Below are 15,906 nucleotides of genomic sequence, written 5' to 3'. Positions count from 1 at the left end.
CGTTCCTAGGTCCTTGGCCTCAGATACCGCTCGTGACGTCGATCGAGTCGCCGTCTTTCAGGGTGACGACCGCCTTCTTCACGTCGGTCCGCTTGTAGGGCTTGCCCTTCCAGCGCTTGGTCTTGCCCTTGGTCACGATCGTGTTGACGCCGGTCACGGTCACCTCGAACAGCGCCTCGACCGCAGACTTGATCTGCGGCTTGGTGGCATCGTTCGCGACCTTGAACACCACCGCGTTATGCTCGGAAGCCATGGTCGACTTCTCGGTGATGTGCGGGGCGAGGATCACGTCGTAATGACGGGCGTCGATTTCCTGCTTCTTAGCCATTGAAACGCGCCTCCAGCTTTTCGACCGCCGCCTTCGAAAGGACCAGCGTGTCGTGCTTCAAGATGTCGTAAACGTTGGCGCCGGCAGCCGGCATCACGTTGACGCCCGGCAGGTTGCCGGCCGCCAGCCTGAAGCTGTCGGTCACCGCGTCGCCGTCGATCACGAGGACCTTGCCGTTCCAGCCGTTCTCGCCGAACGTCGCGGCGAGCGCCTTGGTCTTGGCATCCTTGAGCTCGAGGCTGTCGACGATGACCAGCCCGTCCTTGGCCTTGGCCGAGAGCGCCATCTTCAGGCCGAGCGCGCGGATCTTCTTGTTGAGCGACTGCTCGAACTCGCGCTTGCGCGCACCGTGAGCCTTGCCGCCGCCGATGAAGATCGGCGCCGCACGGTCGCCATGACGAGCGGTACCGCCGCCCTTCTGGTTGCCGTACTTCTTGCCGGTGCGGGCCACGTCCGACCGCTCGCGCGTCGGGCGGGCGGTGCCGCGGCGGTTTTCGAGCTGCCACGTGACCACGCGGTGAAGAATGTCGGCACGCGGCTCGACACCGAACACGGCATCGTTGAGCTCGACGTCGCCGGCAGCCTTGCCGTCGATTTTCTGGACCTTCACCTTCACGGCTCAGCCCTCCTTGTTTTCGTCGGCTGCGGGCGTGCTGCCCTCAGCATCGTTGGTTTCGCCAACCGCGGGGGTCGTATCGTCACCGGCGCCGGCATGCTGTTCCTTCAGCAGCTGCTCCTGGTGGGCGGCATCGACCTCGGGGTGAACTTCGTGCTCGGCAGCGTGCTCGACCATGCCGGCCGGCGCTTCCTCGTGCTCGGGGAGATGCTCGCCCTTGGCCGAGAGGACCGCACCGGGGAACGGCGCGCCTTCGGGAAGCGGCAGCTTGACCGCGTCGCGAACCAGCAGCCAGGAGTTCTTCGTCCCGGGCACCGAGCCCTTGACGAAGATCAGGCCGCGATCGGCATCGGTGCGCACAACCTCGAGGTTCTGCTGGGTGCGCTGACGGTCGCCCATGTGGCCGGCCATCTTCTTGTTCTTGAAGACCTTGCCCGGATCCTGGCGATTGCCGGTCGAACCGTGCGAACGGTGGCTGACCGACACGCCGTGGGTCGCACGCAGACCGCCGAAACCCCAACGCTTCATGGCGCCGGCGAAGCCCTTGCCCTGCGTGTGGCCGGTGATGTCGACCTTCTGCCCGGCGACGAAGTGCTCGGCAGAAATGGTCGCGCCGACAGGAAGGAGACCATCCTCGTCATCGACGCGGAATTCGGCGACCTTCATCTTCAGCGCCACTTCGGCCTTGGCGAACTGCTCGCGCTGCGGCTTGTTGACGTTCTTCTGCTTGGCCTCGCCCGAACCGACCTGGAGCGCGACGTAACCGTCACGCTCGGCGGTGCGATGCGATACGACCTGGCAATTTTCCAGCGCCAGGACAGTGACCGGCACATGGCGGCCGTCTTCCTGGAACAGGCGGGTCATCCCGACTTTCTTCGCGATCACGCCAGTGCGCATGATCCATCTCCTAACAGAGGCACGCGAGACCATTCCCGCGTGCTTGCCAGCCCATGTTGTCGTGCGTCGCCCCGTCCGGGCTGAAAACTTGCCCTCCCTTGCGAGAGAGCGAGACGGGGGACGCTTGCCCGGCACGCGCCGGAGGTATCCCTATGTCTTGCCGGAGGCCCGGCGACCCCGGATAATGCCCGGGGCTGAAAGCAAACTCGCTTAGGCGAGTTTGATCTCGACATTCACGCCCGCGGCGAGGTCGAGCTTCATCAGCGCGTCCACGGTCTGGGCGTTGGGCTGCACGATGTCGAGCAGCCGCTTGTAAGTGCGCACCTCGAACTGCTCGCGCGACTTCTTGTCGATGTGCGGGCCGCGGTTCACGGTGAACTTCTCGATGCGCGTCGGCAGAGGAATGGGACCCCGGATAAGCGCGCCCGTGCGACGGGCGGTATCGGCGATCTCGCCAGTCGCCTGGTCGAGAACGCGATGGTCAAACGCCTTGAGGCGAATGCGAATATTCTGGGCTTCCATGTCCTACACCGATGCGAAAGAGCCAAGCGAACCGTTTCCGGCCCGCAAAAAAGAAAAGCCCGCCCCGCTTTTGTCCGGTATCCCGGAACGGGCGGCCTTCCCTGAATTTCTATTGCCGGGGACGAATCCCCGGCTGAGGCCGCGCCTATACGGAGGACACCGATTCCTTGCAACCCCGAAATGGGAAATATCTTACCAGGCGACCGCCTGCCCGAACCGGTCGAGATATTCGAGACCCGGCCGTTCGCGCTTGGCGATGATCGTGTCGACGATGGCCGGGACCGTTTCCTCGAGCGTGAAAGTCGCGCCCTCCCCGCCCAGCTCGGTCTTGATCCATCCGGGCGCCATGAGGATGACCGGCCGCGCTGCGTTTTCCCGGCGCACCGCGTAGGTCTTCATCAGCATGTTGAGAGCTGCCTTGCTGGCACGATAGGCATCGGCCTTGCCCATTGTGTTGTCAGCAATGCTCCCCAGGCCCGATGACATGGCGCCGACCATACCGTTGGGCGGGAGAAGATCTTCCAGCGCAGCCACCACCCGCATGGGGGCCAGCGCGTTGGTTTCCATCACCCGCAGGAAGTCCGCGTCGGTCACCTGATCAAGCGAACCAAACGGGTCGCTGGTCGTGGTCCCGGCGTTGACGAATATCGCGTCGACCCGCTGACCGGACAAAGCTTCCCTTAACCCGGCGATGCTGGCCGGAAGGGTGACGTCGAGCTGTTCGACCCTGACCTTGCCGGGTAGCCGCTCGCTCAACTCGTGCAGCCCGGTGCGATCGGCACGCACGGTACCGATGATATGCCAGCCCCGTCCGGCGAACTCTTCGGCCATTGCCAGGCCCAGCCCGCGCGATGCTCCAGCGATCAGAATGGTGGGTTCAAGTTCTGCCATCGTTATCTCCCACGGCCCGGCGCATGAACACGGCCGGAGGAAAAGCGAAAGACCCGGCGCCGTTGCCGGCGCCGGGTCTCTTGTTCGTCCGATTCAGTCCGGCGCGCAAGGCGCCCGACTTACTTCGTGATGCTCGACACGACTCCCGAACCGACGGTGCGGCCGCCTTCGCGGATCGCGAAGCGCAGGCCCTCGTCCATCGCGATCGGCGCGATGAGCTTGACCGAAATCGTCACGTTGTCGCCGGGCATGACCATTTCCACGCCCTCGGGAAGGACGACTTCGCCGGTCACGTCGGTGGTGCGGAAGTAGAACTGCGGGCGGTAGTTGGCGAAGAACGGCGTGTGACGGCCACCTTCGTCCTTCGACAGCACGTAGACCTCGGCGCTGAACTCGGTGTGCGGGTTCACGGTGCCCGGCTTGGCCAGAACCTGGCCGCGCTCGACATCGTCACGGCCGATGCCGCGGATCAGGGCGCCGATGTTGTCGCCCGCTTCGCCGCGATCGAGCAGCTTGCGGAACATCTCGACGCCGGTGACAGTGGTCTTCTGCGTGTCCTTGATGCCGACGATTTCGACTTCGTCGCCGACGTTGACGATGCCGGTCTCGACACGGCCGGTGACGACGGTGCCGCGGCCCGAGATCGAGAACACGTCTTCGATCGGCATCAGGAACGGCTTGTCGACCGGACGGTCGGGCTGCGGGATGAATTCGTCGACCGCGTTCATCAGTTCGATGATCGAGTTCTTGCCGATTTCGTCGTCACGGCCCTCGAGGGCGGCCAGCGCCGAACCCTTGATGATCGGAATGTTGTCGCCGTCGAAGTCGTACGAGCTGAGCAGCTCGCGCACTTCCAGCTCGACCAGCTCGAGGATTTCCTCGTCGTCGACCTGATCGACCTTGTTCATGTACACGACGAGCGCCGGCACGCCGACCTGACGCGCAAGCAGGATGTGCTCGCGGGTCTGCGGCATCGGGCCGTCGGCAGCGTTCACGACCAGGATCGCGCCGTCCATCTGCGCGGCGCCGGTGATCATGTTCTTCACGTAGTCGGCGTGACCCGGGCAGTCGACGTGCGCATAGTGACGCGCAGCAGTCTCGTACTCGACGTGTGCGGTCGAGATCGTAATCCCGCGCTCACGCTCTTCCGGAGCCTTGTCGATGTTGGCGAAGTCGACGGCAGCGCCGCCGTGCTCTTCGGCCATAACCTTGGTGATGGCAGCCGTCAGCGTGGTCTTGCCATGGTCGACGTGACCGATGGTGCCGATGTTGCAGTGCGGCTTGTTCCGCTCAAATTTTGCCTTAGCCATTTTGCTTCTAACCTCTGTGTGTCGAATTGAATTTCATCAGGTCGGTGACGGCACCCGGTGAATCAGGCGCCGCCCCTAGACGCTTGCCCATGCTTAAGCAAGCTTCTCCTTGACCTCCTGGGCGACGTTTGCCGGGACTTCGTCGTAGTGGCTGAACTGCATCGTGTACTGGGCCCGGCCCTGTGAAAACGAGCGCAGTTCGTTGACGTAGCCGAACATGTTGGCCAGCGGCACGAAGGCCTCGACCACCTGGGCGTTGCCCCGGCTGTCGGTGCCCTGAATCTGGCCGCGACGCGAGTTCAGGTCGCCGATGACGTCGCCCATGAACTCTTCCGGCGTCACCACCTCGACCTTCATGATCGGCTCGAGCAGCTTGATGCCGGCCTTGGCCGCACCTTCGCGCATCGCACCGCGTCCGGTGATTTCGAACGCCACCGTGCTTGAGTCGACGTCGTGATACTTGCCGTCGATCAGCTGGATCGTGAAATCGATGATCGGGAAGCCGATGAGGAAGCCGCTCTCGGCCTGTTCGCGCATGCCCTTCTCGACCGACGGAATATATTCGCGCGGAATATTGCCGCCCTTGATCTGGTCTTCGAACACCACGCCTTGGCCGCGTTCGCCCGGAATCAGACGGACCTTAGCTTCACCGAACTGGCCCGAGCCACCCGATTGCTTCTTGTGGGTGTAGGTCAGCTCGACCTCACGAGCCAGCGACTCGCGGTAGGCCACCTGCGGCGCGCCAACGTTGGCCTCGACCTTGAACTCGCGCTTCATGCGATCGACGAGGATGTCGAGGTGTAGTTCGCCCATGCCCTTGATGATCGTCTGGCCGGATTCATGGTCGGTCGAGACGCGGAACGAGGGATCCTCGGCCGCGAGGCGGCTGAGAGCGATGCCCATCTTCTCCTGGTCGGCCTTGGTCTTGGGCTCGACCGACAGTTCGATAACCGGATCGGGGAACTCCATCCGCTCCAGGATGATCGGCGCATTCTTGGCGCAGAGCGTGTCGCCGGTGGTCGTCTCCTTGAGGCCGGCCAGCGCAACGATATCGCCGGCGAAGGCCTCGTCGATGTCCTCGCGGCTATTGGCATGCATCAGCAGCATGCGGCCGACCTTCTCGTCGCGGTCCTTGACCGAGTTAAGATAGGAGCCCTTCGCCAGCCGACCCGAATAGATGCGGGTGAAGGTCAGCGAGCCGACGAACGGGTCGTTCATGATCTTGAACGCCAGCGCGGAGAACGGCGCATCGTCGCTCGAGGGACGCGTCTCCTCGATGTCCGAGTCCGGCTTCACGCCCTTGATCGGCGGCACGTCGAGCGGGCTCGGCATGTAGTCCACCACGGCGTCGAGGAGGGGCTGGACGCCCTTGTTCTTAAAGGCAGAACCGCACAGCACCGGAACGAAGGCCTGCGCCAGCGTGCCCTTGCGGATCAGGCGCTTGAGCGTCGCGGCGTCGGGAATCTCGCCCTCGAGGTAGGATTCCATGACCTCGTCGTCCTGCTCGACGACGGTCTCGATCAGGTTCGTGCGGTATTCCTCGGCCTTGTCGGCGAGATCGGCGGGAATGTCGGTGTACTCGAACTCAGCGCCGAGGCTCTCGTCCTTCCAGACGATGCCGCGGTTGTTGACCAGGTCGACGACGCCCTTGAGGTCGCTCTCCGCGCCGATCGGCAGGTAGAGAACCAGCGGCTTGGCGCCGAGGCGGTCGATGATCGACTGGACGCAGTAGTAGAAGTCGGCGCCGGTGCGGTCCAACTTATTTACAAAGCACATTCTGGGTACTTTGTACTTGTCGGCCTGGCGCCAGACGGTCTCGGACTGCGGTTCCACGCCGGCGACGCCGTCGAACACCGCGACCGCGCCGTCGAGCACGCGCAGCGAGCGTTCGACTTCGATGGTGAAATCGACGTGACCGGGGGTGTCGATGATGTTGATGCGGTGCTTGGGACCGGTGCCGTCCTCGGCCGCCCAGAAGGTGGTCGTGGCGGCAGACGTGATGGTGATCCCGCGCTCCTGCTCCTGCTCCATCCAGTCCATGGTCGCGGCGCCGTCATGGACTTCGCCGATCTTGTAGGACTTGCCGGTGTAGTAGAGAATACGCTCGGTGGTGGTGGTCTTGCCGGCATCGATGTGCGCCATGATGCCGATATTGCGATAGCGCTCCAGCGGATATTCGCGGGCCATTGTACAATTCCTCGGGGCTTGGGGGACGGCCGGCTCGCCCGGCGCGCCCCCTATATAGGTGTTACCAGCGACTCTTGAAGAACACCGTCGTTACCAACGGTAGTGCGAGAAGGCGCGGTTGGCATCCGCCATGCGGTGGGTGTCTTCGCGCTTCTTGACCGCGTTGCCGCGATTGTTGGCGGCATCCATGAGCTCGCCCGACAGGCGCGCCGACATGGTGGTCTCGGGACGGCCGCGCGCCGCCGAGATGAGCCAGCGGATGGCCAGCGCCTGGGCGCGCTCGGGGCGAACCTCGACCGGCACCTGGTAGGTCGCACCGCCGACGCGGCGCGAACGCACTTCGACCTGAGGCTTGATGTTGTTCAGCGCATCGTGAAACAGCGCGATCGGATCGGCCTTGGCCTTGCTCTCGACGGTTTCGAGCGCGCCGTAGACGATCTTCTCGGCGGCCGACTTCTTGCCGTCGTACATGAGGTTGTTCATGAACTTCGACAGGACCTCATCACCAAACTTGGGATCAGGCAGGATTTCCCGCTTTTCGGGACGACGACGACGACTCATGTCGCTTATTCCTTATCTTGGCGGCACCGCTATCCAATCACCGTCACCCTGAACTCGTTTCAGGGTCCATTTATCGGTTTTGGGCGGACCTTTCGAAAACTTGCGAACTCGGACCAGGTGGAACCATGGATCCTGAACTACGGTCGCTTATGGCGACCTATTCAGGATGACCATGACCCCGTCATGGTCACTTCGGACGCTTGGCGCCGTACTTCGAGCGGCTCTGGCGGCGATCCTTGACGCCCTGGGTGTCGAGCACGCCGCGCAGCACGTGGTAGCGCACGCCGGGAAGGTCGCGCACACGGCCGCCGCGGATCAGGACCACGGAGTGCTCCTGCAGGTTGTGCCCCTCGCCGGGGATGTACGAGATGACCTCGCGCCCGTTGGTCAGGCGCACCTTGGCCACCTTGCGCAGCGCCGAGTTCGGCTTCTTCGGGGTCGTCGTGTAGACGCGGGTGCAGACGCCGCGCTTCTGCGGGTTCTGCTCCATCGCAGGGACCTTGGACTTGGCCTTCTGCGGTTCGCGGCCCTTGCGGACCAGCTGGTTGATCGTCGGCATTAAAGATGTCTCTCTTCACCAGGTTCTCCGAACATGCGAAAGTGCAGGTTCGGCCTGACCCTCCGGGCGGAGACGCGAAGCAGGCCAAAGGCCAATCCGGTTCCCACTTCCCTGAAGGGATCAGGGGTGGCGTTACCGGCAAGGTGGAGCGGGAAAGGAACGCGCGGCACCCGGCCCTGTGGCCGGGGGTGTGTCGCGCGAGCCTGAAACGCTCCACCCGGCCACGAACGCCGGGTTACTTTGACGGCCGCCCCGACCCCTGCATTCGCGGGGGGTCCAATAGAAAAGGACCTTCGGCAAGTTTGCCAAGGCCCCGGGACTTAACCGGCAATGTTCAGCTCTATCTGCCCGACGCGGATCGGGGTCCGGTTCGGATGAGCGGGCCCCTAGTAGGATTTGGGCAGCAGGTCAAGCTGGAGGCACCGCTAGAAAAGTTCTGCGTCAGCAATGGGTACAAACCACTGGGCGTTCTGTTGCATGCGTCTTTTGGTGGCCCGGGAGAAGCTCCCCCAAACGCCGCCGTGATAAGGATTACGCTCTTCGGAAAGCTTATTGGGAAGCGGATCATAACCAACCTGAAGCTCCAAGCTACGCAGGCATCCAGCGGAGAAGCGTACCGACCCTAACCAACGTGGGCTTGTCACCCAATCCCTGGGTTCTATGTCGTCGGCCTCGATGAACTTCCGGATGTCGACCGACATGCCTCCACCAGCTTCGGATGAACCTTGATAAGCCTTGCTGGAAATCCGGCGCCTGCCGTCTTTATCACGGCAAAGCTGAAGCTCGGATATTCGACGAATTACGAAGTCCTCATCCTCAATCTCGTCGTGATCATGAGGCATGACATTTCCGTTCTCGTCATGCGGCGGCTGTTGCGGCAAACGCCGGCTCCGTCACTTTTCGCACCCACTCGGCCGCCAAGGTGAAGTCAGATTTTAGGCGGAACTCTACGCCTTCTGGGCCGGTCTCATCATCGGCAAACCACCCTTCGACCCTATACGGCCCGAGGACATCGAGTTCGACTTCCCCATTTTCAGAGTGCCATTCAACCTGCAGGTCCCCTTTTGTGCCTGGAACAATTTGAGGAGCTGGCGAGTCAGCAGGGCAGATGTGTTCCAGCATCTGGAGCGCGAAGTTAGCAGTGTCAAAGCGCACAGCTCTCGCATGATATCCGTCCCAGCCGCGCGGAAGCGCCGTTAGCTCGTTAAGCTTTTCCACAACCTCGCGCCGCCAGTCGCGTTCCGGGTGGGAAATGGACACGCGCCTCAGAGCGCCCCCCATCCGCACAACACTGGCCTCTTGGCTGGATGCCGGTGTCCAACCGTTTACAGAGCTCACTGAGTCCTCCCCCATCGCTGCTGCGCTCCATCTGTCGTGATATTTGCGAATTCCCTAACTATTAAGTCCCGGCCCAAAAACAAGAACTCCATGGCACCTTCGATATTTGACTCCTGAGGAGAACCTCGCACCACGAGGTCGAGCGACACCAATCGCTTGCCCGACTGCGTTACTTTAGGCGTGCAACTGACATAGAGCCTCCCAGCGGGCTGATCGCAGTTTTCAATAACTCGACGATATTTAAAGCTCATATCCTCAGGGGGAACATCCGGACCATCAACTATTTTGATGTTTTCCACAAGAGCAGTGAAAGCTCCTTCCCTATCCACGGGGAAATGATTGATATAGCTCACCTCCACCTGGGAAATCTCTAGCCCTTCGTTCTCACCAAGAGTCTTCAGGTATCTTTCTAGCTTCTCTGCGGAATCTTGGAACGTTTGAGCCATGTTCTCAAAGCGAGGGTACTCTGCAGTTTCTTCAGGTAAACGACGCCAGTTATGCAATAGTCGATCATCCTGGAATTGCACTAGTTCACTCTTGTCTCTCGTCAGAAACCAGAAACGATCATGCTGTGCCGAGTTTAGAAGCTCGAACTTTGCTTGATGAGGTGTCGGTGGACCGAAAGTCTCGAATACCGGCGCTAATCTTTGGTGCTCCTCCACTTCCGGGAATCGATCACGAAAGAGGTTCCAAACCTCACCCGCCAGGATCTGATGGTACGTGTCAGGAGTTCTAAACTGGATCCCCATTACCACCTCATTAAGAGGAGGATTACTATATTCCGGAAGATCTTTAGGTCTAGACATGACACCTACAAGCTCGAGAAGAATTGTGGAGTTCCTACGCAGGAAAGTGGGGAAAGACAATTCTCCGCTGCACGGTCCTCCGCCACGGAAGCACCACCAGCCTCCGTTCGTCGCGACTTTCTTTTGAAGTCTTGAAGGGTAGATTTCCGTACGTCCGCGCGACCTGCTCTAGGTTTGGGCTGCTTCGCGACCTCCCCCGCCCTCCGCTCGTTCGATTGGTGAAGGAAAGCGCCGATGCCTGCACCAGACGGCCCAGCCGACGAACCGCTCCGCGACGCTGCGCGCGATGCGCCCTTGCCTGACGCCAGCCGCAAGGAGCGGCGCGACCGGCTTATAGTGAAGGCCGAATACGCGCTCGTTGCGGTCCTGATGCTGTTGAGCCTGCTGTCGCTCGTGGCCTGAGCCGGCGGCGGCAAGGAGGACGAGAGGTGTGCAGCGGATTGCCCTGCCCTTCCCTCGGAAAGTGCGGCGCACCGCTGCGTTCCTCCGTACCTTTGCGCTTTCGCCTGCGCAAAAAACCATTTTCCTACAGCCCCCTGTTTGTGAAACAGGCGTGATTCCCTTTTTGTGAACGCCCTTTGGCCTTCCGCACGCGCATGCGGGCGCGCGGTCCTCGGGGCTGATCTCTCCGTCGCTTCGCGACTGCGGGGCACCTGTGGGCGGCCGTGCAGTTGTCCCGCTTCGCGGTTCAGCTTCGCTTCCGGCCTTGGGCTGCTGATCGCAGTGCGTGCTGCGCCCAATAGCGAGGAACCGACATGACCGATCAATCCAATCCCCCCAAGCCGCCCAAGCCGCTCGTCAACACCCGGGCCATCCCACGCCAGGCCACGTCGCGCGCCGCGTTTCGCGGGGAGCCGCTCGATCCGGACGATCCGCTGCTCTCCTTCAGGCCCGTCCCGCACAAGGCCCCGCGCCGCAACTCGATCACGGCGGCGCGGCAGCGGGCGTTCGTCGCCGAGCTGGCGGCCAGCGGCATCGTCACGCAGGCGGCGCTGGCCATCGGCGCTTCCAAGGAGGCGCTCTACAAGCTGCGCAACCGCCCCGGGGCGGAGGCGTTCGCGGCGGCGTGGGACGAGGCGCTGTACTGGGGGGCGCAGCGGCTGGAGGACTGCGCGCTGCAGCGAGCGCTCGACGGCGCGTTCGAGGATCCGAAAATGGGCTGGGCCGGGCGCGGCAACGGGTTGCTGATCTACCTCATCGGCCGCCGCGGCCCGTTCAAGGTCGACGAACGCGACCTCGTCCCCGGCCACCCGGTCTACGAGCGGATCAGGGCCGAGGTTCTGGCGGACGCCGAAGCGGGCGGCTAGTCGATCACCGCCTTGCCGGCTTTCCAGCCGAGGAAAAAGAAGATCACCGTCCCGATCAGCGCGAGGACGAAGATGACGATGGCGATGTTCGCGAGGGTTCCGGCGACGCCGCCGAAACCGAGGATCGCGGCGATGAGGGCGATGATGCCCAGTGTGATGGCCCAGCCGTACATGGCAGCCTCCTTCGAGTTACCCGTCCGTGGGATCAATGGACGAGACGGCGGATCGTTTCGGAGCAGCTGTTGCACGCGCCCCGATCCGCGGCGTTCCGAACCGGCTTTGCTCCGGTCCCCTGCCCCACGCCCTGTCCCACGCCCGCGCATTCGGCGAGCGTCCCTGGCGCCTGGGACGCCCGCAGAAATGAATTGAGACAAAGTCAATTTACCCGTAGGCTCGCCGCCAAACACAGCCTGGAGAGGAACCACCCCATGCGCCCGATGCGCCTTGTCACTCACGCCGTTTCGGCCATGGCGGTCGCCGCCGCGCTGACTCTGGCGGCCCCCGCCCTGCCGCAAAACGTGCCGGCCGACCTCACCGCGCTGCCGCCGCCCGACACCAGCTACACCCCGCCCAAGACGCCGTGGGGCGATTACGACTTCAGCCACACCTACCAGATCGAATACATCAACAACGCGCGCATCCTGCTGCAGCGGCCCGAAAGCTACGGCAACCGCAATTTCCTCACCGACGAGGAGTTCGCCAAGCGGCTCGCCGCGGCCGAGAAATCGGATGCCAACTTCTCCGCCGCGAGCGACCGCGGCATCGGCACCTCGGGCACCGAAGGCCTGGCCGACTGGATTCGGCATTCGACCTTCGCCCACCGCACCAGCATGCTGGTCGATCCAAAGGACGGCCAACTCCCGGCGATGACGCCGTGGGGCAAGGAGATGTTCGAAAAGGGCCGCTCGAGCTGGGTGCCGCTGCAGGAGTTCGACTGGGTTTCGGACTTCGACAGCTGGGACCGCTGCGTCAGCCGCGGCTTTCCGGCGAGCATGTTCCCGTTTCGCTACAACAACGGCATCAAGGTGTTCCAGAGCCCGGGCTACGTGACCATCGTGCTCGAGATGCTCGGCACCCGGGTGATCCCGCTCTACAAGACCAAGGCCGCCGCCGAAGCCGCCGGCTGGCCGAGCGACGTCGAGACCTGGATGGGCGACAGCCGCGCCTGGTGGGAAGGCAAGGAGCTGGTCATCGAGACGACCAACATCAAGTCGGGCGACAGCGTCGCGGGCGACGGCTATTCGCGCGCCGCCTCGCCGCTCAACGTCGCCACCCAGGCCTCGCTGCCGCTCAACACCACGCCGATGAGCAAGCAGGCCAAGACCATCGAGCGCCTTTCGATGCCCAACGCCAACGCGATCGACTACACGGTGACCTATTCGGACCCCAAGGTGTTCACAGCGCCGTGGACCGCGCGCTTCGAATGGATCCGCGACGACAGCTACCAGTTCTTCGAATATGCCTGCCACGAGGGCAACCAGCAGATCCGCGATTACATCAGCGCCAGCCGCGCGCACCGCAAGGCGGTGGCCGAAGGCACGGCCGAGGCCGACACGCTCGACACCGATTCGCGCACCCGCTTCGCCTCGACCTTCGACCGCGATCCGGCGGCCGACTATCCGCCGCCCCCGGGCGGCGCGCCGGGCGGTGGGCGGCCGTAACGCCGGCTAGCCTGCGCAGAGGGGCGCGCTCGGCCGGCCGCAGCCGACGGCGCGCTCACTCGCCGCTCAGGTAATCGACCAGCGCGCGGACCTTCTTCTGCCGCCACTGCGGGCGCGGGGCGACGAGCCAGTAGGCGCGGCGGCCGTCCTCGGGGCCTTCGAGCACTTCGAGCTGGCCGTGGCCGATCGCCTCGTCGCAGAGCAACAGCGGGAGCATGGTGCGGCCGAGCCCGGCGATGGCGCTGGCCAGCGCCTGCCCGGCGTCGCCGGCCTGAATTTCGGGTTCGCGGCCCTCGGGCAAGGGCGCGCCGGGCCAGTGGATCCAGCGATCGGGCGCGCCCGCGGCGGCGACGATGACCCGCTGCGCCGGGGCCAGCTGAACCCCCTCGAGCTCGCCCGGCCCGTCGACCAGCCGCACCGCGAGGTCGAGGTTGGCCTCGGTAAAATCGACCGCCTCGCCGCCGACGATCTGCCAGCGCACGTCGGGATTGGCGGCCTGGAAGCCGGCGAGGCGCTGGGCCAGCCACTGGGCGTAGAACTCGCGGGGCGCGGCGATGGTGTAGAAGCTGCTCGACTGCCCGGCCTGCATCGCCTGGACCGATTCCTCGAACTTCAGGAACCCCTCGCGCAGCGAATCGAGCCCGGCCTCGCCTTCCTCGGTCAGCTCGAGGCCCTTCGAGGTGCGCCGGAACAGCACCACGCCGAGCACGTCCTCGAGCGCGCGGATCTGCTGGCCGACGGCGGCGGGCGTCACCGCCAGCTCGTCGGCCGCCCGCGTGAACGACAGGTGCCGCGCCGCGGCGTCGAACACGCGCAAGGCGTTGAGAGGCAGGTGGGTGCGCTTCATGACAAGCGGCGCTTTATTGCGCCCGGGCCCGCCCGGCAAGCGCGAGGCGATGCGCCCCAGGCGGCGGAGCGGCTCAGCCCGCTTCGGCGGGTGCGGCGAGCGGGAAGAAGGGGATGCGCGCTTCGAACAGTTGGCCGTCGCCGGCCTTGAAGGTGTACATGCCTTCCATCGAACCGTGCGGGGTCGCCAATGGGCAGCCGGAGACGTAGTCGTGCGTCTGGCCGGGCTTGAGCACCGGCGTCTCGCCGACCACCCCTTCGCCGTCGACGATATGGATCATTCCCCGGGCGTCGCTAATGCGCCAGTGGCGGGTGAGCAATTGGATCGTGTCCTCGCGGTGGTTCTCGATGCGGATGTGGTAGACCCAGAACCACTTGCCCGCCTCGACCCGCGACTGCTCGGGCATGAACGTCACAGCCACGCGCACAGTCACCCCGTCGGTCATTGCCGCATGCTGGAAAAGGCTGCCAAGCGCGTCGAGCATCTTGGCCGCTAGCGTAGCGGGTTTGGCCCGCGGGTAAAGGGCGGGATTGGACCTTGCCGGCGGTGTGCCCGGTTTTTGCGCCCGCCGCCCGGCTAGGCCGCGACCTGGCCGGTCCCGGCGAGGACCGATGAATCGGCGTCGAGCATCCAGCACACGCCCTCGCGCTGAAAGGTGAGTGTAACCTCGGCCCCGAGGGTGTGGCCCGGAACGTCGCGGATCAGCGTGGTGCCGAAGCCGCTGCCCGTCGGTTCCTTGACCGCCCGCCGCTTTCGCGCCACCAGAGGCGAAAGCCCTTGTCCTCCGCGCCCTTGTCCCAGCCGATCGTCACTTTGCCGCCGTCGGCGGAGAGCGAACCGTGCTTGAGCGAATTGGTCGCCAGTTCGTGCAGCGCCATGCCGATGACTTCGGCGGCGCGCGGAGTCACCGAGCAATCGGGTCCGGAGATTTCGAGATCGTCGAACGCGTTTTCGAGGAACGCGAGTTGCAGCCGGATCAGCTCGTCGACCGGCACCTCGCGCCATTGCCGGCGCACGAGGATATCCTGGTTGACCGCCAGGCTGCGGACGCGGTCCTCGAAACGCGAGATGAAACCTTCGGCATTGGGATCGCTGCGCCGGGCCAGCGCCTGGATCGTCGACAGCATGTTCTTCGAACGATGGTTCAATTCGAGCAGCAGCAAGCGGATCTGTTCGGCCTGCTCGCGCTCCTCGGTAATGTCGGTGTTGGTGCCGAACCAGTAGACGATGTTGCCATCGTCGTCGTGGATCGGCTCGGCGCGCGAGAGGAACCAGCGCCATTTCCCGTCGCGGCTGCGCAGCGGGAAGGTGTCTTCCCATTCCGCGTTCTTGGCGATGCTTTCGCGAAAATGCGCTTCGACCCGTTCGAGATGATCGGGATGCTGGACCTTTCTCCAGCCCCAGCCCTCCACCTCTTCCAGCGTGGTGCCGGTATATTCGTACCAGCGCCGGTTGTACCAGAAGACGTGCCCGTCGGGCCGGGCGATCCAGGCGAACTGGCTGATATTGTCGGCCAGCATGTGCAGGTGCTCTTCGCTTTTGCGGATCCGCTCCTGGTCGCGCAGGTAGGGACCCGCATCGCGTGCGATCTTGCTCGCCCCGACCACCTCGCCGGCAGCGTTGCGCACCGGGGAGACGGTCACCGAAACGTCGAGCAGCGTGCCGTCCTTGTGCAGCCGCTTGGTCATGAGCTGGCCGACCCGCTCTCCGGCACGGATGCGCGAGAGGATCAGATCTTCTTCGTCCTGACGGTCCTCGGGGAGCAAACGGCGAATCGAATTTCCGACCATCTCCTCCGCAGTCCAGCCGAACAGCCGCTCGGCCGCCGGGTTCCAGGCGATGACGATTCCGTCGGTGTCCTTGGCGACGATGGCGTCGTCGGAGGATTCGACGAGGGCCTCGTAGAAATCACGAACTTCCAGCATTCACAGAGTCGTCCACTTTGCCCCGGCTGCGCACCAGGTATCCCGCACACCGCCTACTATATTGGACGAATCTTCGCGAATCAAACTTTACGTCAGATAAATGTATTAATATCAGAAGTTTGCAGCAACTTTATTGCAGAATTTTTCCCCA

20 protein-coding genes are annotated in these 15,906 nt (G+C 63.7%); 3 read left to right on the top strand and 17 right to left on the bottom strand.

The window, feature by feature from the left end:
• Positions 1–19: 19 nt before the first annotated feature.
• The 12 genes from Q7I88_RS09215 to Q7I88_RS09160 form a co-directional block, all read right to left on the bottom strand.
• Entirely contained in the window at positions 20–328 is a 309-nt protein-coding gene (locus tag Q7I88_RS09215) for a 50S ribosomal protein L23 (protein ID WP_305095627.1), read from the bottom strand.
• Positions 321–944 carry a 50S ribosomal protein L4 gene (gene rplD, locus Q7I88_RS09210; protein WP_305095626.1) on the bottom strand — a complete coding sequence of 208 codons (624 nt, stop codon included), beginning with the start codon at positions 942–944 and terminating at the stop codon, positions 321–323. The genes Q7I88_RS09215 and rplD overlap by 8 nt, the downstream gene beginning before the upstream one ends.
• Positions 945–947: 3 nt before the next feature.
• Positions 948–1,841 (bottom strand): 50S ribosomal protein L3, encoded by an 894-nt coding sequence (rplC, locus tag Q7I88_RS09205; RefSeq protein ID WP_305095625.1) that lies wholly within the window; start codon positions 1,839–1,841, stop codon positions 948–950.
• A 210-nt stretch (positions 1,842–2,051) separates the two neighbouring features.
• Positions 2,052–2,363: a 30S ribosomal protein S10 gene (gene rpsJ / locus Q7I88_RS09200; RefSeq protein WP_034905023.1), complete on the bottom strand. Its 312-nt coding sequence runs from the start codon at positions 2,361–2,363 to the stop codon at positions 2,052–2,054.
• Positions 2,364–2,555: 192 nt separating this feature from the next.
• Positions 2,556–3,254 (bottom strand): SDR family NAD(P)-dependent oxidoreductase, encoded by a 699-nt coding sequence (locus Q7I88_RS09195; protein ID WP_305095624.1) that lies wholly within the window; start codon positions 3,252–3,254, stop codon positions 2,556–2,558.
• A 119-nt stretch (positions 3,255–3,373) separates the two neighbouring features.
• On the bottom strand, positions 3,374–4,564 hold the full coding sequence (gene tuf, locus Q7I88_RS09190; protein WP_305095623.1) for an elongation factor Tu: 1,191 nt from the start codon (positions 4,562–4,564) through the stop codon (positions 3,374–3,376).
• A gap of 93 nt (positions 4,565–4,657) precedes the next feature.
• Positions 4,658–6,751 carry an elongation factor G gene (fusA, locus tag Q7I88_RS09185; protein ID WP_305095622.1) on the bottom strand — a complete coding sequence of 698 codons (2,094 nt, stop codon included), beginning with the start codon at positions 6,749–6,751 and terminating at the stop codon, positions 4,658–4,660.
• Between the two features lie 90 nt (positions 6,752–6,841).
• A complete protein-coding gene (gene rpsG / locus Q7I88_RS09180; protein WP_305095621.1) occupies positions 6,842–7,312 on the bottom strand; it encodes a 30S ribosomal protein S7 in 471 nt (156 codons plus the stop codon).
• Between the two features lie 187 nt (positions 7,313–7,499).
• Positions 7,500–7,871, bottom strand: coding sequence for a 30S ribosomal protein S12 (gene rpsL / locus Q7I88_RS09175; protein ID WP_159793563.1), 372 nt, complete (start codon positions 7,869–7,871; stop codon positions 7,500–7,502).
• 425 nt (positions 7,872–8,296) lie between these two features.
• Positions 8,297–8,752, bottom strand: coding sequence for a hypothetical protein (locus Q7I88_RS09170; protein WP_305095620.1), 456 nt, complete (start codon positions 8,750–8,752; stop codon positions 8,297–8,299).
• Positions 8,730–9,131 carry a hypothetical protein gene (locus Q7I88_RS09165; RefSeq protein WP_305095619.1) on the bottom strand — a complete coding sequence of 134 codons (402 nt, stop codon included), beginning with the start codon at positions 9,129–9,131 and terminating at the stop codon, positions 8,730–8,732. Before Q7I88_RS09165 ends, Q7I88_RS09170 begins: the two co-directional genes overlap by 23 nt.
• Before the next feature lie 74 nt (positions 9,132–9,205).
• Positions 9,206–10,015, bottom strand: a complete 810-nt coding sequence (locus Q7I88_RS09160; protein ID WP_439648332.1) for a TIGR04255 family protein — start codon at positions 10,013–10,015, stop codon at positions 9,206–9,208.
• Between the two features lie 234 nt (positions 10,016–10,249).
• Here Q7I88_RS09160 and Q7I88_RS09155 point away from each other — a divergent pair, with 234 nt between their 5' ends.
• Positions 10,250–10,417 carry a hypothetical protein gene (locus tag Q7I88_RS09155; protein ID WP_305095617.1) on the top strand — a complete coding sequence of 56 codons (168 nt, stop codon included), beginning with the start codon at positions 10,250–10,252 and terminating at the stop codon, positions 10,415–10,417.
• A 353-nt stretch (positions 10,418–10,770) separates the two neighbouring features.
• Positions 10,771–11,322 (top strand): hypothetical protein, encoded by a 552-nt coding sequence (locus Q7I88_RS09150; RefSeq protein ID WP_305095616.1) that lies wholly within the window; start codon positions 10,771–10,773, stop codon positions 11,320–11,322.
• On the opposite strand, the gene Q7I88_RS09145 is transcribed toward Q7I88_RS09150, so the two are convergent.
• Positions 11,319–11,495, bottom strand: coding sequence for a DUF1328 domain-containing protein (locus Q7I88_RS09145; RefSeq protein WP_305095615.1), 177 nt, complete (start codon positions 11,493–11,495; stop codon positions 11,319–11,321). The two genes, Q7I88_RS09150 and Q7I88_RS09145, sit on opposite strands and share 4 nt — an antisense overlap.
• Positions 11,496–11,750: 255 nt before the next feature.
• On the opposite strand from Q7I88_RS09145, the gene Q7I88_RS09140 reads away from it, so the two are divergent.
• Positions 11,751–12,983, top strand: coding sequence for a hypothetical protein (locus Q7I88_RS09140; RefSeq protein ID WP_305095614.1), 1,233 nt, complete (start codon positions 11,751–11,753; stop codon positions 12,981–12,983).
• Between the two features lie 55 nt (positions 12,984–13,038).
• Here Q7I88_RS09140 and Q7I88_RS09135 read toward each other — a convergent pair whose 3' ends face one another.
• The 4 genes from Q7I88_RS09135 to Q7I88_RS09120 form a co-directional block, all read right to left on the bottom strand.
• Positions 13,039–13,830: a LysR family transcriptional regulator gene (locus Q7I88_RS09135; RefSeq protein WP_305095613.1), complete on the bottom strand. Its 792-nt coding sequence runs from the start codon at positions 13,828–13,830 to the stop codon at positions 13,039–13,041.
• 73 nt (positions 13,831–13,903) lie between these two features.
• Positions 13,904–14,314, bottom strand: coding sequence for a Co2+/Mg2+ efflux facilitator ApaG/CorD (apaG, locus tag Q7I88_RS09130; protein WP_305095612.1), 411 nt, complete (start codon positions 14,312–14,314; stop codon positions 13,904–13,906).
• 92 nt (positions 14,315–14,406) lie between these two features.
• Positions 14,407–14,592 (bottom strand): hypothetical protein, encoded by a 186-nt coding sequence (locus Q7I88_RS09125; RefSeq protein ID WP_305095611.1) that lies wholly within the window; start codon positions 14,590–14,592, stop codon positions 14,407–14,409.
• Complete coding sequence (locus tag Q7I88_RS09120; RefSeq protein ID WP_305095610.1) at positions 14,532–15,755, bottom strand: PAS domain-containing HWE histidine kinase family protein; 1,224 nt, start codon at positions 15,753–15,755, stop codon at positions 14,532–14,534. The genes Q7I88_RS09125 and Q7I88_RS09120 overlap by 61 nt, the downstream gene beginning before the upstream one ends.
• Positions 15,756–15,906 lie beyond the last annotated feature (151 nt).

The organism is Croceibacterium aestuarii (genome assembly GCF_030657335.1).
GTDB classification, from domain to species: domain Bacteria; phylum Pseudomonadota; class Alphaproteobacteria; order Sphingomonadales; family Sphingomonadaceae; genus Croceibacterium_B; species Croceibacterium_B aestuarii.
The sequence above is the reverse complement of the archived record's forward strand: the minus strand, read 5'-3'. Positions and strand labels throughout refer to the sequence as shown.

Coding starts and splice junctions, on each gene's coding strand:
- Q7I88_RS09215 (WP_305095627.1), bottom strand. CDS start 328: ATGGCTAAGAAGCAGGAAATCGACGCCCGTCATTACGACGTGATCCTC.
- rplC (WP_305095625.1), bottom strand. CDS start 1,841: ATGCGCACTGGCGTGATCGCGAAGAAAGTCGGGATGACCCGCCTGTTC.
- rpsJ (WP_034905023.1), bottom strand. CDS start 2,363: ATGGAAGCCCAGAATATTCGCATTCGCCTCAAGGCGTTTGACCATCGC.
- Q7I88_RS09195 (WP_305095624.1), bottom strand. CDS start 3,254: ATGGCAGAACTTGAACCCACCATTCTGATCGCTGGAGCATCGCGCGGG.
- tuf (WP_305095623.1), bottom strand. CDS start 4,564: ATGGCTAAGGCAAAATTTGAGCGGAACAAGCCGCACTGCAACATCGGC.
- fusA (WP_305095622.1), bottom strand. CDS start 6,751: ATGGCCCGCGAATATCCGCTGGAGCGCTATCGCAATATCGGCATCATG.
- rpsG (WP_305095621.1), bottom strand. CDS start 7,312: ATGAGTCGTCGTCGTCGTCCCGAAAAGCGGGAAATCCTGCCTGATCCC.
- rpsL (WP_159793563.1), bottom strand. CDS start 7,871: ATGCCGACGATCAACCAGCTGGTCCGCAAGGGCCGCGAACCGCAGAAG.
- Q7I88_RS09160 (WP_439648332.1), bottom strand. CDS start 10,015: ATGTCTAGACCTAAAGATCTTCCGGAATATAGTAATCCTCCTCTTAAT.
- Q7I88_RS09155 (WP_305095617.1), top strand. CDS start 10,250: ATGCCTGCACCAGACGGCCCAGCCGACGAACCGCTCCGCGACGCTGCG.
- Q7I88_RS09150 (WP_305095616.1), top strand. CDS start 10,771: ATGACCGATCAATCCAATCCCCCCAAGCCGCCCAAGCCGCTCGTCAAC.
- Q7I88_RS09145 (WP_305095615.1), bottom strand. CDS start 11,495: ATGTACGGCTGGGCCATCACACTGGGCATCATCGCCCTCATCGCCGCG.
- Q7I88_RS09140 (WP_305095614.1), top strand. CDS start 11,751: ATGCGCCCGATGCGCCTTGTCACTCACGCCGTTTCGGCCATGGCGGTC.
- Q7I88_RS09135 (WP_305095613.1), bottom strand. CDS start 13,830: ATGAAGCGCACCCACCTGCCTCTCAACGCCTTGCGCGTGTTCGACGCC.
- apaG (WP_305095612.1), bottom strand. CDS start 14,314: ATGCTCGACGCGCTTGGCAGCCTTTTCCAGCATGCGGCAATGACCGAC.
- Q7I88_RS09120 (WP_305095610.1), bottom strand. CDS start 15,755: ATGCTGGAAGTTCGTGATTTCTACGAGGCCCTCGTCGAATCCTCCGAC.